At 68.0% G+C, this 21,650-nt stretch carries 18 protein-coding genes and 1 other RNA gene; all 19 read left to right on the top strand.

Translation table 11 applies throughout. The features are described 5' to 3' along the window. The first annotated feature begins 49 nt into the window (after nucleotides 1-49). The 19 genes from GGR03_RS06830 to ftsA all read left to right on the top strand — a co-directional run bounded on the left by GGR03_RS06830 (nucleotide 50) and on the right by ftsA (nucleotide 21,596). The gene (locus tag GGR03_RS06830) at nucleotides 50-763 is read left to right on the top strand and encodes a J domain-containing protein (RefSeq protein ID WP_183206782.1); all 714 of its coding nucleotides are present in this window, start codon (nucleotides 50-52) and stop codon (nucleotides 761-763) included. Then, entirely contained in the window at nucleotides 760-1,572 is an 813-nt protein-coding gene (locus GGR03_RS06825; RefSeq protein WP_246367617.1) for a peptidoglycan recognition protein family protein, read from the top strand. The genes GGR03_RS06830 and GGR03_RS06825 overlap by 4 nt, the downstream gene beginning before the upstream one ends. Nucleotides 1,573-1,713: 141 nt before the next feature. Further along, nucleotides 1,714-2,220 carry a lytic transglycosylase domain-containing protein gene (locus GGR03_RS06820; RefSeq protein ID WP_183206781.1) on the top strand — a complete coding sequence of 169 codons (507 nt, stop codon included), beginning with the start codon at nucleotides 1,714-1,716 and terminating at the stop codon, nucleotides 2,218-2,220. A 102-nt stretch (nucleotides 2,221-2,322) separates the two neighbouring features. Continuing rightward, an RNA gene (gene rnpB / locus GGR03_RS06815) (RNase P RNA component class A) lies at nucleotides 2,323-2,764 on the top strand. Between the two features lie 510 nt (nucleotides 2,765-3,274). Next, nucleotides 3,275-3,736 (top strand): division/cell wall cluster transcriptional repressor MraZ, encoded by a 462-nt coding sequence (gene mraZ / locus GGR03_RS06810; protein ID WP_183206780.1) that lies wholly within the window; start codon nucleotides 3,275-3,277, stop codon nucleotides 3,734-3,736. Next, complete coding sequence (gene rsmH, locus GGR03_RS06805) at nucleotides 3,733-4,767, top strand: 16S rRNA (cytosine(1402)-N(4))-methyltransferase RsmH (RefSeq protein ID WP_183206779.1); 1,035 nt, start codon at nucleotides 3,733-3,735, stop codon at nucleotides 4,765-4,767. The genes mraZ and rsmH overlap by 4 nt, the downstream gene beginning before the upstream one ends. A 4-nt stretch (nucleotides 4,768-4,771) precedes the next feature. Then, nucleotides 4,772-5,128 carry a cell division protein FtsL gene (gene ftsL, locus GGR03_RS06800; protein WP_183206778.1) on the top strand — a complete coding sequence of 119 codons (357 nt, stop codon included), beginning with the start codon at nucleotides 4,772-4,774 and terminating at the stop codon, nucleotides 5,126-5,128. Continuing rightward, entirely contained in the window at nucleotides 5,128-6,855 is a 1,728-nt protein-coding gene (locus GGR03_RS06795; RefSeq protein WP_183206777.1) for a peptidoglycan D,D-transpeptidase FtsI family protein, read from the top strand. The genes ftsL and GGR03_RS06795 overlap by 1 nt, the downstream gene beginning before the upstream one ends. Nucleotides 6,856-6,983: 128 nt before the next feature. Next, on the top strand, nucleotides 6,984-8,432 hold the full coding sequence (locus tag GGR03_RS06790; protein ID WP_183206776.1) for a UDP-N-acetylmuramoyl-L-alanyl-D-glutamate--2,6-diaminopimelate ligase: 1,449 nt from the start codon (nucleotides 6,984-6,986) through the stop codon (nucleotides 8,430-8,432). Continuing rightward, on the top strand, nucleotides 8,429-9,892 hold the full coding sequence (locus tag GGR03_RS06785; RefSeq protein WP_183206775.1) for a UDP-N-acetylmuramoylalanyl-D-glutamyl-2,6-diaminopimelate--D-alanyl-D-alanine ligase: 1,464 nt from the start codon (nucleotides 8,429-8,431) through the stop codon (nucleotides 9,890-9,892). The genes GGR03_RS06790 and GGR03_RS06785 overlap by 4 nt, the downstream gene beginning before the upstream one ends. Next, complete coding sequence (gene mraY / locus GGR03_RS06780) at nucleotides 9,889-10,971, top strand: phospho-N-acetylmuramoyl-pentapeptide-transferase (RefSeq protein WP_163042269.1); 1,083 nt, start codon at nucleotides 9,889-9,891, stop codon at nucleotides 10,969-10,971. The genes GGR03_RS06785 and mraY overlap by 4 nt, the downstream gene beginning before the upstream one ends. Before the next feature lie 4 nt (nucleotides 10,972-10,975). Then, complete coding sequence (gene murD, locus GGR03_RS06775) at nucleotides 10,976-12,370, top strand: UDP-N-acetylmuramoyl-L-alanine--D-glutamate ligase (protein WP_183206774.1); 1,395 nt, start codon at nucleotides 10,976-10,978, stop codon at nucleotides 12,368-12,370. 2 nt (nucleotides 12,371-12,372) lie between these two features. Continuing rightward, entirely contained in the window at nucleotides 12,373-13,527 is a 1,155-nt protein-coding gene (ftsW, locus tag GGR03_RS06770) for a putative lipid II flippase FtsW (protein WP_183206773.1), read from the top strand. 128 nt (nucleotides 13,528-13,655) lie between these two features. After that, complete coding sequence (gene murG / locus GGR03_RS06765) at nucleotides 13,656-14,762, top strand: undecaprenyldiphospho-muramoylpentapeptide beta-N-acetylglucosaminyltransferase (protein WP_425486698.1); 1,107 nt, start codon at nucleotides 13,656-13,658, stop codon at nucleotides 14,760-14,762. A gap of 37 nt (nucleotides 14,763-14,799) precedes the next feature. Beyond that, nucleotides 14,800-16,215, top strand: coding sequence for a UDP-N-acetylmuramate--L-alanine ligase (gene murC, locus GGR03_RS06760; protein WP_183206771.1), 1,416 nt, complete (start codon nucleotides 14,800-14,802; stop codon nucleotides 16,213-16,215). After that, a complete protein-coding gene (gene murB / locus GGR03_RS06755; protein WP_183206770.1) occupies nucleotides 16,208-17,176 on the top strand; it encodes a UDP-N-acetylmuramate dehydrogenase in 969 nt (322 codons plus the stop codon). The genes murC and murB overlap by 8 nt, the downstream gene beginning before the upstream one ends. 1,284 nt (nucleotides 17,177-18,460) lie before the next feature. Then, nucleotides 18,461-19,384 (top strand): D-alanine--D-alanine ligase, encoded by a 924-nt coding sequence (locus GGR03_RS06750; RefSeq protein WP_183206769.1) that lies wholly within the window; start codon nucleotides 18,461-18,463, stop codon nucleotides 19,382-19,384. Beyond that, nucleotides 19,372-20,274 carry a cell division protein FtsQ/DivIB gene (locus GGR03_RS06745; protein WP_246367616.1) on the top strand — a complete coding sequence of 301 codons (903 nt, stop codon included), beginning with the start codon at nucleotides 19,372-19,374 and terminating at the stop codon, nucleotides 20,272-20,274. Before GGR03_RS06750 ends, GGR03_RS06745 begins: the two co-directional genes overlap by 13 nt. Continuing rightward, nucleotides 20,271-21,596 carry a cell division protein FtsA gene (ftsA, locus tag GGR03_RS06740; RefSeq protein WP_183206768.1) on the top strand — a complete coding sequence of 442 codons (1,326 nt, stop codon included), beginning with the start codon at nucleotides 20,271-20,273 and terminating at the stop codon, nucleotides 21,594-21,596. Before GGR03_RS06745 ends, ftsA begins: the two co-directional genes overlap by 4 nt. Nucleotides 21,597-21,650: the final 54 nt, after the last annotated feature.

Raw genomic sequence — 21,650 nt, 5'->3', positions numbered from 1 at the left:
AGAGCTTCGCAGATAATCGGCTTCGTCCAATTGCAGTGACTCGTCCGGTATGCAGATACTCTCCAGCCTCAGCACGCTGCTGCAGTCGCTCCCAGCCGGGGGCCGGGCAACGCTCGAAGCGCTGCTGGAGGCCATACGGTCGCTCTTCGCCGGCGACAAGGAGACGCGGCGCGGCGTGGCTTTCAGCGTTGCGGTGATCGCGCTGTCGGCCAAGATGGCCAAGGCCGACGGGGTCGTCTCGCAGCGCGAGATCGCGGCGTTCCAGCAGATCCTCGAGATACCGCCGGCGGAGCTGCGCAACGTCTTTCGGCTCTACGACATAGCCAAGGGCGATACCGCCGGGTACGAGTTCTACGCGGCGCGGCTGCAGGCGCTGTGCAGCGAGGAAGACGGCGACTGCCAGATCCTGACCGACGTGCTCGACGGGCTGTTCCATATCGCCAAGGCGGACGGACTGGTGCACGAGGACGAGCTCGCCTTCCTCCACGAGGTGGCCAGACATTTCGGGCTGACGGAGCGGGAATTCACCCGCCTGAGCAACCGCCACATACTCGGACCGGACAACCCCTATGCCGTGCTCGGGATCAGCCCCGACGCGCCGCACGAGGAGGCTCGCGCCCGCTATCTGACACTGGCGCGGGAAAACCACCCAGACCGGCTGTCGGCCCGCGGCGTGCCCGACGAGTTCATGTTCATCGCCAACGAGCGGATGAAGGCGATCAACGAGGCCTATCACGCGATCACCAGCCGGGACGCCGCTTGACCCCAGACTCGCCGCTCGTCGACGCCGTGCTCGCCTCCCCCAACCACAACGAACGCCGGGTGCCGGGCGGGCCCGACATGTTGATCATCCACTATACCGGCATGGGGACGGGCGACGACGCCGTGCGCTGGCTGTGCGACCCCGCCAGCGGGGTCTCGTGCCACTATCTCGTCCACGAGGACGGGCGGATCGTCCAGATGGTGCCGGAGTCGCGGCGGGCCTGGCATGCGGGCGCCGGCGACTGGCGGGGGCAGGACGACATCAACTCGCGGTCGATCGGGATCGAGATCGTCAATCTCGGCCATGAAGCGGGCTATCCGGATTTCCCCGCCGCGCAGATCCGGGCGGTCGTCGAATTGTGCGCAGATTGTGCCGCGCGGTGGGCGATCCCGCCCGAAAGACTGCTCGGACATTCCGATGTCGCGCCGGCCCGCAAGGCGGATCCGGGCGAAAAGTTCCCCTGGGATCAACTTTTTTCCGAAGGGCTCGGCCATCTCGTCGCCGCCGCACCGATCTCCGGCGGCCGCTTCTTCGGGCTGGGTGACCGCGGCGACCCGGTGGCCGCCTATCAGGGACTGCTTGCCGCCTACGGATACGGCGTGCCGATCGACGGGACGTTCGGCGAGACAACGCGTCAGGCGACGATCGCCTTCCAGCGCCACTTCCGCCGCGAACGTGTGGACGGGATCGCCGACGCCTCGACGGTGGAGACGCTGCACCGGCTTTTGACGCAGCTCCCGCGCTCGCCGTTCCGCCGCCCCGGACCCGTAGCTCAGGCGATAGTTGATCCCGTCAATATTTCAGCCTGAGACAGTCCGTGATGCTGCCGTCACATTGGCGGTTCTTTTGCCCCGCACATAGCGGTCCTCGCAGCCGCAGCATTCACGCGGCGAGGGGATAGTGTCGCTCTTTCAAGGGGTTGGAGCGACGGACAACAGCTTGGGGTATCCATGACAAGACTGACTGCCGCGGCTCTCGCCGCGACGATCGCGTTCGGCCTGACGACCGCTTCCACGGCCGACCCCGTGAGGGGAAATACCGAGGCGGGTAACGTGCAGATGGCCGCCGTCGAGCGTTTTGCCGACCGGCCTTACGCCACCATCATCGCCGCCCAGGCCAAGGCCCATGGCGTGCCCGTGGCGCTCGCCCACGCGGTGGTGCAGATCGAAAGCAGCTACCGGTCGACGGTGACGGGTGCTGCCGGCGAAGTCGGCCTGATGCAGATCAAGCCCGCCACCGCGCGCGGCATGGGCTATCGCGGCTCGACGAAGGCGCTGTACGATCCGGCGACCAACATCAAATGGGGAATGCGCTATCTCGCCGGCGCGATGCAGCGCGGCGATGGCAGCACCTGCGGGACGATCCTCAAGTACAATGCGGGGCATTACGCCAAGCGGATGAACCCGATCTCGAAGCGCTACTGCTCGAAGGTCCAGCGGGAAATGGCGCGCGCCTGAGCCGGAGCGGAAGAGCCTCGGCCGCCGAGGGCGCCGAAGGCTCTCCCTCTGTTTTCCAGCAGACTGTTGACTTTGCCCGCGGCGGCGAACACCTAGGCGGTGCCAGTCGGCCGTGCGACCGCTCCCGCCACATGTCGAAAGACGGCGGGGGAGGAAAGTCCGGGCTCCACGGAGAAACGGTGCCGGATAACGTCCGGCGGGGGCGACCCCAGGGAAAGTGCCACAGAGAACAGACCGCCCCGCCTTCAGTGCGGCTTGCCGGCCTTCCGCCGGGCCAAGCCGCAGTGATGGCGGGGTAAGGGTGAAACGGTGGGGTAAGAGCCCACCGCGCTTCCGGCAACGGCGGCGGCACGGCAAACCCCACCGGGAGCAAGACCGAATAGGGACGACGCGGGACCTGTCGCAAGGCAGGCACCAGCCCTTCTCCGGGCCGGTCGTCCGGGTGGGTTGCTCGAGGCGGCGCGCAAGCGCCGTCCCAGAGGAATGGTCGCACGGCGGCTTCATCGCCGCTCGACAGAACCCGGCTTACAGGCCGACTGGCATCATCTCATCCTTCAGAGGCGACCCCGCCCGAGCGCCGGGTCGATGCCGCGCGTGGGCGTAGCGCGGACATTCATGGGATGCCGCGCCACCTTCAAAAACTTCGCCGACGTAAAGCTCCCATTTTGCGTTCTTCTTCCGTCGCTTACGGCGGTCGGATCAGTCAGGCCCCAACGGGAAGCCTGCTCTGGGAAGAAGCTGGCGCCGTTTACGAAACATCAACGTTAATAAGCCGTTAACACTGGCGTTCTAAGACTTTCCGGGAACGGCGGGCAAGTATCGTGACCGCGTTTCCCATTGACGCCCATGGATGCCCATGCTATCCCAAATGTCATCGAACGAGGGGCGCGGCAGCCCCGTTTTCAGACATCGAATCCCGCTCATCGAGCTTTCGATACGGCGGCAAACAAATGGTGGGCGCCGTCCGCCAGGGCACTGTCGTGCCTGCGGATCGGCGGCAAGGCGGGGGCTTTGATGGAATGCGAGCTGATCGCTCCAGGACAGTCGGCGGCTGATGGATCGGTTCCTTTCCAACTTCGTGCACAACATCGACGCCAAGGGGCGGGTGTCGGTGCCGGCCGCCTTCCGGCAGGTGATCTCGACCCGCGGCATCCACGACCTCTTCGCCATGCGGTCGCTGACACATCCGGTGATGGATGTGGGCGGACCGGAGCTGATGGAGCGCTTCGAGCGCCGGATGGATGCGCAGGATCCGTTCAGCGAGGCATTCCAGGACCTGTCGATCTTCGCCTTCGGCGACGGCACCTATCTGAAGTTCGACTCCGAGGGGCGGATCATGATGACGGACTTCATCCGCTCCCATACCGGCATCAAGGATCGCGTCGCCTTCGTCGGCGCGCGGGACTATTTCCAGCTCTGGGAGCCGGACCATTTCGAGGCCTACCGGAACGAGGCGCGCGAACGGCTTCTCGCCTCGCGCTCCGGTGGGACCGCGTCGGCGAGAGCGCCGGAATGACGACGGGCGGCGGCGGGGTTGAGGAACCCACCGCTGGCGGACCAGCCCGTCATCTTCCGGTGCTTCTCGCCGAGGTGCTTGCCGCCCTGCAGCCGGCGGAAGGCGACATCGTCGTCGACGGCACGTTCGGCAATGGCGGCTACACGCGCGCCATCCTTAACGCCGGCGCATCGGTCATTGCCGTCGACCGCGATCCGTCTGCCGTTGCCACGGCCAGGGAACTGGCGAGCGCGTATGGCGGCCGCCTGACCCCGGTCGAGGGGCGGTTCGGCGACCTGGCGGCCATCGTCGCGACGCATGGCGGCACGGTCGACGGCATCGTTCTCGATATCGGCGTCTCGTCGATGCAGATCGACACCGCCGAGCGGGGCTTCTCCTTCCAGAAGGACGGTCCGCTCGACATGCGCATGGGCCCCTCCGGACCGACCGCTGCCGATGTCGTCAACCGGCTGAAGATCGGCGATCTCGCTCGGATCTTCGGCTTCTACGGCGAGGAGAAGCAGGCCGGGCGCATTGCCCGGGCGATCGTGGCGCGGCGGGAGGAGCGACCCTTCGAGCGCACGCTCGATCTCGCCGGCGTCGTCGGCAAAGTCGTGGGGCGTTCGCCCAAGGACAAGATCGACCCGGCGACGCGCAGCTTCCAGGCACTGCGCATCTACGTCAACGACGAGCTCGGCGAACTCGCCCGGGCGCTGGTGGCGGCCGAGCACGTGCTGAAGCCCGGCGGCCGGCTCGTCGTCGTCAGCTTCCACTCGCTGGAAGACCGCATCGTCAAGCGCTTCCTGCGCGACCGCTCGTCGCCGCCGTCGGGCTCTCGGCATCTGCCGAACCTTGCGCCGGTGTCGCAGACCTTCGTGGCCCGCAACAAGGCCGTCGCCGCGAGCGAAGAGGAGGCGCGGCGCAATCCGCGTGCCCGTTCGGCCAAATTGCGCAGCGGCGTCAGAACCAACGAGCCCGCCCGCGGCGGCAGCGACGCGCTGGACTTCGCCGCGCTGCCTTCCCTTGCCGACCTACCCGAGAGCGGAGACTGATCCGATGCTGAAGACGATCGACGTCGTGCTGATCGCGGTGATGATTTCCGCCGCCGCCTGGACCTACCAGATCAAGCACCAGGCCGAGACCACCGAGAGCGATCTGGCCAACGTGGAGCGCCGGATCTCGCTCGAGCGGGAGACCATCCAGCTGCTCGAGGCCGACTGGAGCCTGCTCGACCAGCCGCCGCGCCTGCAGCGGCTCGTCCATGCCTTCGAGGCGGAGCTGCAGCTGAAGCCGATGCGGCCGGACCAGATCGTGGAACCCGACGAATTGCCGGCCCGGCCGGTCAATCTGGTTCCCGACGAGAACAATACGCTCGGCGGCTACGCCGACAACGGCGAAACGGTAGTGCGGTGATGGACGTCAAGAAGCTGCTCCGCCGCAAGCCGGATGCCGGGCCCACGCTGCCGGAATTCGATGCCTTCGGCCGCAGGCGCCGCCTTGGACCGCCGAAGAACCGCGGTCGCATCACCCTCGCCATCGGGCTGTTCGTCGGAATCTACGGTGTCATCGGCGGCCGCCTCGTCATGTGGGGCGCGGCACCCACCGACGTCGCCTCGGCCTATGCCGCCAGCGACCAGATCATGGCGGCGCGCCCGGACCTCATCGACCGCAACGGCGAAGTCCTGGCGACCGACATCCGCACCGCCTCGCTGTTTGCCGAGCCGCGGCGGATCATCGATGCGGACGAGGCAAGCGAGCTGCTGCTCAGCGTGCTGCCGGATATGGACCCGAAGTGGCTCTACAGCCGGCTGGCCAGCAAGGCGGGCTTTGCCTGGCTGCGGCGCGAGCTGACGCCGGGCCAGCAGCAGGCGATCCTCGACCTCGGCATTCCGGGGATCGGTTTCCGCACCGAGAAGCGGCGCTTCTATCCCGGCGGCAGCACCGCGGGCTTCGTCACCGGCCATGTCAACGTCGACAATCAGGGCACGGCGGGCATGGAGAAATACATCGACGACCAGGGCTACCGCGCTTTGCAGAACGCCGGTCTGGCCGTCGGAACGGATCTCGAGCCGGTCAGGCTGTCGATCGACCTGCGCGTCCAGCATATCCTGCGCGACGAGCTTGCCGCGGCGATGACCCGCTACAAGGCGATCGCGGTCGGCGGCGTCGTCCTCGACGTGAATACCGGCGAAGTCGTCGCGATGACCTCGCTGCCGGACTACGACCCGAACGATTCCAAGCAGGCCCTCGACAAGGACCGGATGAACCGGATGTCCGCCGGCCTCTACGAGATGGGTTCAACCTTCAAGACCTTCACCACCGCCATGGCGCTCGACTCCGGCAAGGTGAAGCTGACCGACTCCTTCGACGCCTCGCGGCCGATCCGCATCGGCGGCTTCACCATCTCCGACTTCCACGGCAAGAAGCGCGTGCTGTCGGTTCCGGAAGTGTTCATCTACTCCTCGAACATCGGCACGGCCAAGGAAGCCGAGGCCGTCGGCATCGAGGGCCACCAGGAATTCCTGACCCGGATGGGCCTGCTGTCGCGGATGCAGACCGAGTTGCCTGAAGTGGCGACGCCGACGCAGCCCAAGGTCTGGAAGCAGATCAACTCGGTGACGATCTCCTTCGGCCACGGCGTGTCGACCACGCCGCTGCAGACGGCCGTCGCGGCGGCGACACTGATGAATGGCGGCCGGCACATCCCGCCGACCTTCCTGCCGCGCAGCCGCGCCGAAGCCGACGCCCTGGCGACGCAGGTCGTCGACCCGAAGACCAGCGAGCAGATGCGCTATCTCTTCCGCCTCAACGTCGCCGACCAGCGCGGCTCCGGCAAGAGCGCCGAAGTCGACGGCTACAAGGTCGGCGGCAAGACCGGCACGGCGAACAAGGTGGTGAACGGGCGCTACTCCGACACCGCGAAGTTCAACGCCTTCCTGGCGGCCTTCCCGATGGATAACCCGCGCTACATCGTGCTGGTGGTGATCGACGAGCCGAAGCGCGAAGAGGGCAAGCCCTACGCCACGGCGGGCTGGAACGCGGCTCCGACAGTGGGTGCGGTCATCCGGCGCTCGGCGACACTGCTCGGCGTGCGGCCCGACTTCGGCGACCAAGCCAAGTCGCTGCTCGTCTCGTATTAATACCACAGCCGGAACGAACTGTTCCGGCAGGTGGAAAGCGATCTTCACCGAGCGACCGCTTGGCGATAGAAGACCGAACAGCCGGCCAAGGTTAGGCCGGCTTTTCGGTACAGAGCGGAACATGGTTAATGAAGCTTTCCCAACTCGCAGAGGGCCTTGCGACGGAATGGACGGGCGCCGACCCGGAGATCGCCGGACTCTCGACCGATTCGCGGGAAACCCGGCCTGAGTTCCTGTTCGCCGCGCTCCCCGGCTCCAAGGCCGACGGCGCCCGCTTCGTCGCCGACGCCGAAGGCCGCGGCGCAGCCGCCATCCTCGCAGGTACGCACACCGCGATCGACACCCGGCTCCCGCTCATCCGCGCCGATGACCCGCGACGCGCCATCGCGCTGATGGCGGCACGCTTCCATGGCGCGCAGCCGGCGCATGTCGTCGCCGTCACCGGCACTGCCGGCAAGACCTCCGTCGCCACCTTCGTCCGCCAGATCTGGGCGCGTGCCGGCCTTGCCGCCGCCTCGATCGGCACGACCGGGATCGTGTCGCCCGGCCGCGACGAATACGGCTCGCTGACCACTCCGGACCCGATCGCGCTCGCTAAGCTGATGGCAGAACTCGCCGGGGAGGGCGTGACGCACGCCGCGATGGAGGCATCCAGCCACGGCCTCGACCAGCGCCGGCTCGACGGCGTCAGGCTGGAGGCGGGCGGGTTCACCAATCTCGGCCACGACCACATGGACTATCACCCCGACGTCGAGGACTATTTCGCTGCCAAGATGCGGCTGTTCACGGCGCTGCTGCCGAAAGGCGCACCGGCCGTGATCTTCGCCGACGATCGCTGGTCAGGCCGGGCGATCGAGGTCGCCACCGCGGCAGGCGCGCGCGTCATGACGGTCGGGCGTGCCGGCGATTTCCTCAAGCTGAAGCGGCTGGAGCACGAGCGCCACCGGCAGATCGGCGAGATCGAGGCGGACGGGCGCATCCATCGCATCGTTCTGCCGCTGGCGGGCGAGTTCCAGATGTCCAACGCGCTGGTCGCGGCCGGGCTCGCCATCGCCACCGGCGTGCCGGCGGGCGATGCGCTGGCGGCGCTGGAGACGCTGAAGGGCGCCTCCGGCCGGCTCGATCTGGCGGGAACCACGGCCACCGGCGCGCCGGTCTTCGTCGATTACGCGCACAAGCCGGAAGCGCTGGAGAACGTCCTGGCCGCGGTCCGGCCGTTCACCACCGGAAGGGTAGTGGCGGTGATCGGCTGCGGCGGCGACCGCGACCGGATCAAGCGGCCGATGATGGGCGAGATCGCCGCACGGCTCGCCGACATCGTCATCGTCACCGACGACAATCCGCGCTCGGAGGATCCCGCGGCGATCCGCGCCGAAATCATGGCCGCATCGCCCGGCGCCACCGAGATCGGCGACCGGCGCGAAGCGATCTTCGAGGCGGTGCGCTGCGCCAAGGCCGGTGACACCGTGGTGGTCGCTGGCAAGGGGCACGAGGTGGGCCAGACAGCCGGCGGCGTCACCCAGCATTTCAGCGACCATGAAGAGGTCCGCGCGGCAATCGCGGAGGCGGGCCGATGAGCACGGCACTCTGGGACATTCCCGCGCTGATCGCGGCGATGGACGCGCGGCCGGTCGGCGACCTGCCGGGGACGATCTCCGGCATCTCGATCGACAGCCGTACGCTCGAGCCGGGCGAGGCGTTCTTCGCCATCAAGGGCGAGCAGTTCGACGGGCACAATTTCCTGACGGCGGCGACCAAGGCGGGCGCGGCGCTGCACGTTGTATCGGAACAGAAGCTGCCGGCGCTCGGCAGCGTCCAGTCGCCGCTTCTGGTGGTCGACGACGTGCTGAAGGCGCTGACGCGGCTTGCGGAAGCCGCGCGGGCCCGCGCGCAGGCGAAGATCATCGCGGTCACCGGCAGCGTCGGCAAGACCACCACCAAGGAAGCGCTGCGGCACGGCCTGTCGGCCTGCGGCAGCGTCCACGCCAGCGCCGCCTCGTTCAACAATCACTGGGGCGTGCCGCTGAGCCTCGCGCGCCTGCCGGCGGATGCGCGCTTCGCGGTGTTCGAGATCGGCATGAACCATCCGGGCGAAATCCGCCCGCTGGTGAAGCTGGTGCGCCCGGACCTCGCGATCGTCACACTGATAGCGCCGGCCCATCTCGGCCATTTCCGCGACCTCGACGAGATCGCCGAGGCCAAGGCGGAGATCTTCGAGGGGCTGGTCGAGGGCGGCACGGCCATCCTCAACGGCGACGACCCACAATGCGGGCGGCTGGCCACCATGGCGCGGGCGGCGGGCGTCAGTCGGATCGCGACCTTCGGCGAGGCGGCCGGGACCGACTTCCGCCTGACCTCGTTCGGGCCTTCGCCGGAAGGCGCGACGATGACGGCGACGATCGCCGGCGAGGAAGTGCGGGTGCAACTGGCGCCCAGCGGCCGGCACATGGCGCAGAACGTTCTGGCGGTGCTCGGTGCGGCGAAGCTCGCCGGTGCCGACATCCAGGCCGTCGCGGCGGCGCTCGGCAGCTGGCGCGCCGTCAAGGGACGCGGCGCCCGTCACCGCCTGCCGCTACCGGGAGGTGGAACCATCACGCTCATCGACGACAGCTACAACGCCAACCCCGCGTCGATGCGCGCAGCACTCGACGTCTTGAAGACCGAGCCCGTGGGCGAGGGCGGCAGGCGGATCGCCGTGATCGGCGACATGCTGGAACTCGGCACGCATGCCGCCGCCCTCCATGCCGATCTGGCGGGAGCCATCGAGGCCGCCGGGGTGGAGCGGGTGTACATGGCCGGCAACGAGATGAAGGCGCTCGACGACGTGCTGGAAAGCCGCGTGCCGCGCGAGTGGCACGACAGTGTCGACGAGCTGCTGGCGAGCCTGCTCGGCTCGGCGCGCGCCGGCGACGTCATCATGGTCAAGGCATCCAAGAGCATCGGCTTCGGGCCGCTGGTGGAGCGGATCATCGCCCAACACGCACCCGAGGACGCGGCGTCGCCCTCCTCGCAGACCACGTCCGGAGACGACGCATGATCGCCTATCTCGGACAGTTCGGCGCCGAATTCCCGATCTTCAACGTCTTCCGCTACATCACTTTCCGCACCGGCGCGGCGATGATCACCGGCTTCATCGTGGTCTTCCTGTTCGGCCCGGCGATCATCGCCAATCTCCGGATCCGCCAGGGCAAGGGCCAGCCGATCCGCGCCGACGGTCCGCAGACGCATTTCAAGAAGGCCGGCACGCCGACCATGGGCGGGCTGATGATCATCAGCGGCTTCCTGGTGGCGACGCTGCTGTGGTCGGACCTGTCCAACCTCTATGTCTGGACGGTGCTGATGGTCACCGTCGGCTTCGGCGCCATCGGCTTCTATGACGATTATCTCAAGGTCACCAAGCAGAGCCACAAGGGCTTTTCCGGCAAGTCGCGCCTGGCGCTGGAGTTCCTGATCGCCGGCACGGCGGCGACGATGATCGTCTATGCCGGCACCGGCAGCTTTGCTTCCTCGCTGGCGTTTCCGTTCGTCAAGGCGGTGCTGCTCGACCTCGGCTGGTTCTACGTCGTGTTCGGGGCCTTCGTGATGGTCGGCGCCGGCAACGCGGTGAACCTCACCGACGGGCTCGACGGGCTCGCCATCGTGCCGATCATGATCGCCGCCGCGGCCTTCGGCCTGATCGCCTATGTCGCCGGCAACGTGAACTTCTCCACCTACCTGCAGATCCACTATGTCGCCGGCACCGGCGAGCTTGCCCCGCTGTGCGGCGCGGTGATCGGGGCAGGGCTCGGCTTCCTGTGGTTCAACGCGCCGCCGGCGGCGATATTCATGGGCGATACAGGCTCGCTGGCGATGGGCGGCATGGTCGGCACGATCGCGGTCGCCACCAAGCACGAGCTGGTGCTGGCGATCATCGGCGGGCTGTTCGTGATCGAGGCGCTGTCGGTGATCATCCAGGTCGGCTGGTTCAAGCTGACGGGGCGGCGGGTCTTCCTGATGGCGCCCATCCACCACCATTTCGAGAAGCTCGGCTGGACCGAGAGCCAGGTGGTGGTACGCTTCTGGATCATCGCCTTCATGCTGGCCTTCGTCGGCCTTTCCACACTCAAGCTGCGGTGAGGCGATGATCGCGGCCGAAAGCTTCGCCGACAAATCGGTGGCCCTCTTCGGCCTCGGCGGGTCCGGCCGCGCCACCGCGCTGTCGCTGGTCGAGGGCGGCGCCAGGCTGGTGGCGTTCGACGACAATCCGGACAGCGTCGCCGCGGCTGCCGCCGCGGGAATACCCACCGGCGATCTGCGCGACGTCCACTGGTCGGACCTCGCCGCCCTGGTGCTCGCGCCGGGCGTGCCGCTGACCCATCCGCGGCCGCACTGGACGGTGGAGCTGGCGCGGGCCGCAAGCGTGCCGGTGATCGGCGACATCGAATTGTTCAGCCGCGAGCGAAGCGTCCGGGCGCCGGAAGCGCCGCTGGTCGCCATCACCGGGACCAACGGCAAGTCGACGACGACGGCGCTGATCGCGCATTGCCTGCGCTCGGCCGGCAGAGACACGCAGATGGGTGGCAATATCGGCGTCGCGGTGATGACGCTGGAGCCGCCGGCGCCGGAACGCCACTACGTGCTCGAATGCTCGTCCTACCAGATCGACCTGGCGCCGACGCTGGCGCCGTCGATCGGCATCCTCCTCAACCTGACGCCTGACCACCTCGACCGGCACGGCACGATGAGCCATTACGCGGCGATCAAGGCACGCCTGGTGGCGGGGTCGGACACCGCCGTCATCGGGATCGACGACGCGCATTGCCGTGGAATCGCCGAAGAGCTGGAAGGCGAGGGCAAGCGGGTGATCCGCATCTCGCAGGCGAGCGACGCCAGTGCCGCGGTCGGCTTCGACGGCACGGCGCTGCTGCGCCGCATGCCGGGCCTGCCGGAGGTCTCCTTCACACTCGCCGGGATCGGCTCGCTGCGCGGACGCCACAATGCCCAGAACGCCGCGGCCGCCGTGGCGGCGCTCAGCCTCGCCGGCCTGTCGCCGGACGAGATTGAAACGGGACTGCAAAGCTTCCCGGGGCTCGCCCACCGCATGGAAACCGTCGGCCGGCAGGGTGACGTGCTGTTCGTCAACGATTCCAAGGCGACCAATGCCGATGCCGCGGCGACCGCGCTGGCCAGCTTTCCGCGGATCCACTGGATCGCCGGCGGGCTCGCCAAGGAGGGCGGGATCGCGCCGCTGGCGCCGTTCTTCCCGAAGATCGTCAAGGCCTATCTGATCGGCGAGGCGGCGCCCGCCTTCGCGGCGACGCTTGGTAAACGAATTCCTTACGAAATCTCCGATACGCTGGACGTCGCCGTGCGGCATGCCGCGGCGGACGCTGCCGCGGGCGGCGGCGAGGAGGTCGTCCTCCTGTCACCAGCCTGCGCGAGTTTCGACCAGTTCCGCAATTTCGAGGTGCGGGGCGACGCCTTCCGGGAAGCGGTGGGTCGTCTGCCCGGCATAGAGATGGTCCAGAGGGGATGAGCATGACGAGCCGGACCCAGCGTAGCCTGGTCAGCGACTGGTGGTGGGGCGTCGACCGCTGGTTCCTCGCCGCCTTCCTGATCCTCCTGGTGGGCGGCCTGGTGCTGTCCTTCGCGGCAAGCCCGCCGGTCGCCGAACGGATCGGCCTCGAGCCCTTCCATTTCGTCAAGCGCCATGCCGTCTTCCTGCTGCCGTCGCTGGCGGTGATGTTCGCCTGCTCCCTGCTGACGCCGCGCGGCGTGCGGCGGACGGCGCTGCTGATGCTCGGCGGCTCGCTTTTCCTGATGGTGCTGGCGCTGTTCTTCGGCACCGAGATCAAGGGCGCCCGCCGCTGGATCGAGCTCGGCCCGCTCAACATCCAGCCATCGGAGTTCATGAAGCCCACCTTCGTGGTGATCTGCGCCTGGCTGTTTGCCGAGAAGGAACGCCGCCCGGACATTCCGGGCAACATGTTCGCGATGATCCTGCTGCTGGTCGCGGTGGCGCTGCTGGTCGCCCAGCCCGACCTCGGGCAGACCATCCTCATCGCTGCCGCCTGGGGCGGACTGTTCTTCATGGCCGGCATGTCGTGGTTCTGGATCGCGCTGCTCGGCGGCGCGGCCCTCGGCGGCTCGACGCTCGCCTATTTCGCCTTTCCGCACGTCGCCAGCCGCATCGACCGGTTCCTCACCGGCGAGGGCGACACGTTCCAGACCGACACGGCGCGCGAGGCGATCATGCGTGGCGGCTGGCTGGGGCAGGGGCCGGGCGAGGGCACGGTCAAGCGCATGCTGCCGGACAGCCACACCGACTTCGCCTTCGCGGTCATCGCCGAGGAGTTCGGCATCATCACCTGCATGGCGCTGGCGGCGATCTTCGCCTTCATCGTGGTCCGCGGGCTTTCGGTGGCGGGCCAGCAGCGCGACGTCTTCAACCGGCTGGCGATCTCCGGCCTCGTCCTCCTGTTCGGGCTGCAGTCGATCATCAACATGGCGGTGAACCTGCAGCTGATGCCGGCCAAGGGCATGACCCTGCCGTTCATTTCCTATGGCGGCTCGTCGATGCTGGCCATCGCCATGTCGGCCGGGTTCATCCTGGCGCTGACGCGGCGACGGCCGGAAAACCGCTCGCACACGGACCGGCTGGTCCAGCGAACCTATCAGCTGCACGGCGCCTGACGATCGAGCCGGGGCGGGTACTTATGTCTCCGTTCCGATGGCGGCCGGGCCTTGGCAAGGGAGCCGGCGGGCCATAGGTCGAGGCGACGTTCCTTTCCGCGCCGGCCTTACGGCCGGCCAATCGCCCGGTGCGCATGACGACCATTCTTCTTTCCGCCGGCGGGACCGGCGGCCATCTCTTCCCGGCCGAGGCGCTGGCGCACGAACTCGTCGCCAGAGGCCACGACGTTCAGCTCGTCACCGACGACCGGGCGGGCCGCTATGCCGACCGGTTTCCGGTCGAGACGGTGCATCGGGTGCAATCGGCCACCTTCGCCTCGAAGAACCCGATCAAGGTGCTGTCGACGCTCTGGACGCTGTGGCGCGGCTTCCGCGAGGCCGGCGCGCTGGTGCGGCGCATCCGCCCGGCGGTGGTCGTCGGCTTCGGCGGCTATCCGACGGTGCCGCCGCTGATGGCGGCGATCCGCGCGGGCCGGCCGACCCTCATCCACGAGCAGAATGCGGTGATGGGCCGGGCGAACAAGTTTCTGGCGCCGCGTGTCGACCGCATCGCCGTCGGCATCCCGCAGGAGAAGCTCGACCCGGCCTATGCGGGCAAGGTCACCGTGACCGGAAATCCGGTGCGCCCCGCGGTCATCGCGGCTGCGGGAACGCCCTACCGTGCGGCGGGCGCAGACGAGCCGTTCAAGCTGGTGGTGTTCGGCGGCAGCCAGGGCGCGCAGTTCTTTTCGGAGGCGATCCCGGCGGCCGTCGAGCTGTTGCCCGACGCGCTGCGGCGCCGGCTGGTGGTCACCCAGCAGGCGCGTGCCGACGACGAGGCTGCGGTGCGGCGCTTCTACGAGGAGCGCGGCATTCCGGCCGAGGTGGCGCCGTTCTTCAACGACATGGCGGAGCGCATCGGCGCGGCGCATCTGGTGATCAGCCGTTCCGGTGCCTCGACGGTCTCGGAGATCGCGGTGATTGGCCGGCCATCGATTCTGGTGCCGTATCCCTATGCGCTCGATCACGACCAGGCGGCCAACGCGGCGCGGCTGGAGGCGGAGGGGGGCGCCATCGTGGTGCGCCAGGCGGAGCTGACGCCGGAGCGCCTCGCCGAACTCGTCACCGGGATCGCAGACGGCCCGGAGCGGGCGATGGCGATGGCGACGGCGGCCCGCGCCACCGGCATTCCGGATGCCGCACGGTTGCTCGCCGACCTGGTTGAGTCTATGCCGCGCTCTGACGAAGGGCGCTGAACGGCAGCTTCCTGCCAGAGCAGTCGAGGGGATGCGCATGAAGATGCCGCCGAATATCGGACCGGTTCATTTCATCGGAATCGGTGGCATCGGGATGAGCGGCATCGCCGAGGTGCTCGTCGATCTCGGCTACACCGTGCAGGGCTCCGACCAGTCCGAGAACGCCAATGTCCAGCGCCTGCGCGAGATGGGCGTGACGGTGCATATCGAGCATGCGGCGGAGAATCTTGGCAAGGCGGAGGTGATCGTCGTCTCGACGGCGATCAAGCGCGCCAATCCGGAACTGGCGGCGGCGCGCGAAAGGCTCCTGCCGATCGTCCGGCGCGCGGAGATGCTGGCCGAGCTGATGCGGTTCCGCTCGGCCATCGCCATCGGCGGCACGCATGGCAAGACCACCACGACCTCGATGGTCGCGACGCTGCTCGATGCCGGCGGCCTCGACCCGACGGTGGTCAATGGCGGCATCATCAACGCCTACGGGACCAATGCGCGCATGGGCGCTGGCGACTGGATGGTGGTTGAGGCAGATGAATCCGACGGCACCTTCCTGAAGCTGCCGGCCGACATCGCGGTCGTCACGAATATCGACCCTGAGCACCTCGACCATTACGGCACGTTCGACAAGGTCCGCGACGCGTTCCGCGCCTTCGTCGAGAACGTGCCGTTCTACGGTTTCGCGGTGATGTGCCTCGACCATCCCGAGGTGCAGACGCTGGTCGGCGAGATCGAGGATCGCCGTGTCATCACCTATGGCGAGAACCTGCAGGCGGACGTGCGCTTCGAGAATGTCCGCTACGATGCCGGCAACTCGCTGTTCGACGTGACCATCCGCGACCGCATCACCGGCGAGACGCATGTCATCGACCGGCTGACCCTGCCGATGCCCGGCCGCCACAACGTTTCCAACGCCACGGCGGCGATCGCCGTCGCCCACTGGCTGAAGATTCCCGCCGATGCGATCCGCACCGGCCTGGCGGCCTTTGGCGGCGTCAAACGACGCTTCACGCTGACCGGCACGGTCGGCGGCGTCATGATCTACGACGATTACGGCCACCACCCGGTGGAGATCCGCGCCGTGCTGGCGGCGGCGCGCGCCTCGTCGACGGGGCGGGTCATCGCCATCGTGCAGCCGCACCGCTACACGCGGCTGCAGTCGCTGTTCGCCGATTTCGCCGCGTGCTTCAACGACGCCGACACGGTGGTCATCGCCCCGGTCTATGCCGCCGGCGAGGAGCCGATCGAGTTCGTGACCTCCGAAATGCTGGTCGAGCGGCTGAAGCTCGGCGGCCATCGCGACGCACGGCTGATCGACGGGCCCGACGAACTGGCGCCGCTGATCCACCGCCTCGCGCAGCCGGGCGACATGGTGATCTGCCTCGGTGCCGGGTCGATCACGCAATGGGCCTACGCGCTGCCGCGCGATCTCGAGGCGCTGGCCGCAGAAGATGCCTGAGGTCGACGGCGCCAAGCTGCTCGCCCGCCTGGGCGACCGGCTGACGGATGTGCGCGGGCGGCTGACGCCCGATGCCGGCATGGACAAGATCACCTGGTTCCGCACCGGCGGTCCGGCGGAGCTCCTGTTCCAGCCGGCCGACGAGGCCGACCTGTCAGCCTTCCTCGCGGCGCTGCCCGAGGACGTGCCGGTGATGGTGGTCGGCATCGGCTCGAACCTGCTGGTCCGCGACGGCGGCATTCCGGGGGTGGTGATCCGGCTCTCGGCCAAGGGGTTCGGCCAGGTGGAGCGGTCCGGCGAAACCACGATCACGGCCGGTGCCGCGGCGCCCGACAAGCGGCTGGCGGCGGTGGCGCTGGAGGCGGGGCTCGGCGGCTTCCATTTCTACCACGGCATTCCGGGCGCGATCGGCGGCGCGCTGCGGATGAACGCCGGCGCCAACGGCGTCGAGACGCGGGAAAGGGTGCGCGAGGTCCGCGCCGTGGACCGGCGCGGCGCGGCGCACGTGCTTTCGAACGAGGCGATGGGCTACTCCTATCGCCACTCCGAGGCGCCCGGCGACCTGATCTTCACGAGCGCCATGTTCGAGGGCGAAGCCGCCGAGCCGGCGGAGATCCGCGCCCGGATGGACGAGGTCCAGCACCATCGCGAGACCGTCCAGCCGATCCGCGAGAAGACCGGCGGCTCGACCTTCAAGAATCCGCCCGGCACCTCCGCCTGGAAGGAAGTCGACCGCGCCGGCTGCCGTGGCCTGATCGTCGGCGGCGCGCAGATGTCCGAGATGCACTGCAACTTCATGATCAACACCGGCACCGCGACCGGTCACGACCTGGAACTGCTCGGCGAGACCGTGCGGGCGCGGGTGCTGGAGACATCCGGCATAAGGCTCGAGTGGGAGATCAAGCGGCTGGGCCGGTTTGCCGAGGGGCAGGGCGTCGAGCCGTTTCTCGGCCGCGGCTGAGATGGGCCTGAGGGGAGCGCTGCTCTCCCGGTTCTCTGTACAGCGCCAAGCGTTGACGCTTCGATCTCCCCCCTTGTGGGGGAGATGCCGGCAGGCAGAGGGGGGTATGAAGCTCCCCTAGTCCGATGCCGAGGCACCCCCCTCTGGGCTGCCGCCCATCTCCCCCACAAGGGGGGAGATCAGCCAGTCTCCGAGCGTGTCGTCCGTCGCCAATGGTGCAAAGTCAGAGTCACATCAGGCGGCTGGGCGGATTTCCTAATCTTAAACCATAAGCAGAAGCACACCGGAGACTTCGACAAGGCCGGCGGGAAGTACGGGCTGGAAGGGCTCGTCGCGCAGGTGTGAGGCTAAGGCACCCTCTCCCCCCTTGAGGGAGAGAAAGCGATTTCATCGGCTTGGCGCCGCAGGCGCTAAACGATAGAAATCGCAAGAGAGGGGTACCCGGCTTCCGCGCAGCTCAGCGCCCGACAGCAGCGCTCACACCCCTCTCTTGCCTTTTCTGCGACTTGGGTCCTCGGCAAGCCTCGGACCAAGACCGCGAAAAGGCTTTCTCTCCCTCAAGGGGAGAGAGGGCGGACTGCCGCCGACGCCTCTGCTTCGCTTCCCGGATTTGCCCCCTCTCCCCCCTTGAGGGGGAGAAAGCGATTTCATCGGCTTAGTGCCGACGGCGCTAAACGATAGAAATCGCAAGAGAGGGGTACTTGGCTTCCGCGCGGATCACCGCCCGCTCGCGACGTCCGCCCACCCCTCTCTTGCCTTTTCTGCGACTTGGGTCCTCGGCACGCCTCGGCCCAAGACCGCGAAAAGGCTTTCTCTCCCTCAAGGGGAGAGAGGGCGCTTCAAGGCCGACGCCCGCTTCGCTTCCCGGATTTGCTCCCTCTCCCCCTTGAGGGGGAGAAAGATTTCATCGGCTTAGTGCCGAAGGCGCCAAGCGATGGAAATCGCAAGAGAGGGGTACCTGGCTTCCGCGCGGATCACCGCCCGCTCGCGACGTCCTTACACCCCTCTCTTGCCTTTTCTGCGACTTGGCCCTCGGCAAGCCTCGGGACCAAGACCGCGAAAAGGCTTTCTCTCCCTCAAGGGGAGAGAGGGTGCCTCACCTCGGATGCGGCCCGTCTCGCCCTTCGTCAGTGGCCTCCCACCCCTCTCTTGCTGCCGCATTTCCGCCTATCTGCCGACAGGATTACGATTTTCTTGCTTTCGCCCCGATCGGTTAACTCCTGCTTAACCATCGGACTGCGATGAATGGCCGGAAGCCTTCATACAGGATTGAAACGGGCGTCCATGGCCAAGAATGTCGCGGTTTTGATGGGTGGATTTTCGTCGGAGCGGCCGGTGAGCCTGCGCTCCGGTGCTGCCTGCGCCGCTGCGCTGGAAACGGCCGGCTACGACGTGACGACGGTCGATGTCGGCCGCGACGTCGCGACGGTGCTGGCGGAACTGCGGCCGGACGTGGCGTTCAACGCGCTGCACGGACCGTATGGCGAGGACGGGACCATCCAGGGCATCCTGGAATATCTGCAGATCCCCTACACCCATTCGGGCGTCCTGGCCTCGGCGCTGGCGATGAACAAGCAGGTCGCCAAGACCGTCGCGTCGGCCGCCGGCATCCCGGTCGCCGAAGCCAAGGTGATGCACCGCCAGGAGGCCGCCAAGACGCACGTCCTGTCGCCGCCTTACGTGGTCAAGCCGGTGGCGGAAGGGTCGAGCTTCGGCGTGCTGATCGTCCGCGAGGACCAGGAACACCCGCCGCAGCAGCTCTACGGCGCCGACTGGCCCTATGGCGACATCGTCATGGTGGAGCGCTTCGTCCACGGGCGCGAGTTCACCTGCGCGGTCATGGGCGACGTCGCGCTGGAGGTCTGCGAGATCATCCCGGAAGGCCACGCCTTCTACGATTACGATTCCAAATACGTCGCCGGCGGCTCGCGCCATGTGGTGCCGGCGGAGATCCCCGCGGCGGTGACGCGGCGGATCCAGGAATGGTCGCTGACGGCGCATCGCGTCATCGGCTGCCGCGGCGTCTCGCGCTCCGACTTTCGCTATGACGACCGGTTCGGCGACGGCGGCGAGGTGATCTGGCTGGAGATCAACACCCAGCCCGGCATGACCGAGGTCTCGCTGGTGCCCGACATCGCCGCCGCCTCCGGCCACAGCTTTCCCGAACTGCTCACCTGGATGGTGGAGGACGCGTCATGCGGGCGATGAGCGACGACTACCGGCCGCTGCGCGCCCCCGGCCGCCTGACGCTGCACGTCGTCCGCCTGGCACGCCGTGTCTCGGGCGGTGCGGCAGCGCTGGCGCATGCGCCACTGCCGCGCTTCGGCATGATGGCGGCGGCAGTGATCGGTTCGAGCGTCGTCTACGGCATCTCGGCCGGGGGCCACACGGTGACCGTCATCGACGCCTTCGCCCAGCCGCTCGGCTTCTCGATCAACCGTGTCGACGTCGAGGGCAATGACGAGACCTCCGAGATCGATGCCCTGCAGGCGCTCTGGCAGACCGGGTCGCAGAGCCTGTTCTCGCTGGACCCTTCGGCGGCACGCGAGACGCTCGAGGCGATGCCCTGGGTCGACCGCGCCTCGGTCGCGAAGATCTTCCCGGACCACGTCCGGATCACGTTGTCCGAGCACCGGCCCTACGCGGTCTGGCAGCGCGGCACGGATTTCCTCGTCGTCAACCGCGAGGGCAAGGAAATCGTGCCCTACGCGCCGGGGCGCTACGCCGCCCTGCCGGTCGTCGTGGGCACCGGTGCGGCGAGTTCCGCCGCCGCGCTGATCGACGAGATGGAAGTGCTACCCGAGCTTCGCGCAAGGGTCAGGGCTTACATTCGCGTGGGCAACCGCCGGTGGGACCTGCGGCTCGAGAATGGCGTGACCATACGGTTGCCGGAAAATGGGGCGGTCGAAGCCCTTGCGGAGGTAGCACGGATGGATCGGGAGCACGGATTGTTGTCACGCGACATCGAGGCCGTGGACGTGCGCCTGGCCGACCGGATGGTCGTCAAGCTGACCTCGGAAGCCCTGGTGCGCCGCAACGCCGCGCTGGAAGAGCGCGAGAAGATCATCAAGCGTAGCCGGAAGGACAACCCGGTATGAGTTTGTTTGCACGAGGCCGGGGCGACCTGCCGCGCATCAGCGCGCTGCCCAAGCGCCGTTCACGGGTGATTTCCGTGCTCGACGTCGGCTCGGAGAAGGTCACCTGCCTGATCGCCCGGCTGCGGCCGCGGCTGCCCAGCGAAATGCTGCCCGGCCGCACCCACGCCATCGAGGTCGTCGGCGTCGGCCACCAGCGCTCGCACGGCATCAAGTCGGGCGTCGTCGTCGACCTGGACGCTGCCGAGCAGGCGATCCGCCATTGCGTCGAGGCGGCCGAGCGGATGGCCGGCCTGACCATCGAATCCCTCATCGTCTCGGTGACCGCGGGGCGGCTGAAGAGCCTGCGCGGCAACGCCGAGATCGACACAGACGGCGAGATCACCCGTCTCGACATCGCCAAGGTGCTGGGCCAGGCGGCCCGGGTGACGCTCGACGACAACCGCGTCGCGCTGCACTCGATCGGCTGCGACTATTCCATCGACGGGGAGGGCGGCGTCGAGCAGGTCCTCGGCATGAGCGGCTCGCGGCTCGGCGCGTCGATGCACATCCTCGCCGCCGAGGAGACGCCGCTGCGCAATCTCGAGGCGGTGATCAACCGGGCGCATCTGATGGTCGAGGCGTTCGTCGCCACGCCCTATGCGAGCGCGCTGTCGACGCTGGTCGAGGACGAGGCGGCCATGGGGTCGGCCTGCATCGACATGGGCGGCGGCGCGACCACCATCGCGATCTTCCAGAACGGCCGGTTCGTCTATGCCGACCAGGTCGCCATGGGCGGTCACCACATCACGATGGACCTGGCACGCGGCCTGTCCATCCGCCCGGCCGACGCCGAGCGCCTGAAGGTCATGCACGGCTGCACGCTGACCGAACTGATGGAAGACGGCGAGACCGTCCAGGTCGCGCCGCTCGGCGAGGACGGCAACGAGGCGCCGATCACCGTCGCGCGCTCGCTGGTCGCCAAGATCATCCTGCCCCGCGTCGAGGAGACGCTGGAACTGGTGCGCGACCGGCTGGCCTCGTCGGGGCTCGGCCATGTCATCGGCAAGCGCGTCGTCCTCACCGGCGGCGCCAGCCAGCTGGCAGGTCTCGGCGAGACGGCGCGTTCCATCCTGCAGCGCAATGTCCGTCTCGGGCGCCCGGTGGGCGTCTCGGGGCTCAACCCGTCCCACAAGGGACCGGCCTTTGCGACCGCGGTGGGCCTCCTGATCTACCCGCAGGTGGCCCATCGCGAATACGTGGCGGAGACCTCGATCGCGGCGTTCGCGGTCGACGAGAACACCAGGACAGGGCGGATCGGCTCCTGGCTCCGGCGGAGCCTCTGACGAACACCCGGGGCGCAAGCCGCTGGGGTGCCAAAAAGTAACGGTGCGCCGTGC

The sequence above is a fragment of the Aurantimonas endophytica genome (assembly GCF_014196845.1).
In the GTDB taxonomy this organism is placed as follows: Bacteria; Pseudomonadota; Alphaproteobacteria; order Rhizobiales; family Rhizobiaceae; genus Aurantimonas; species Aurantimonas endophytica.
Note: the sequence above shows the minus strand (reverse complement) of the source record. Positions and strands in the feature narration are given on the sequence as shown.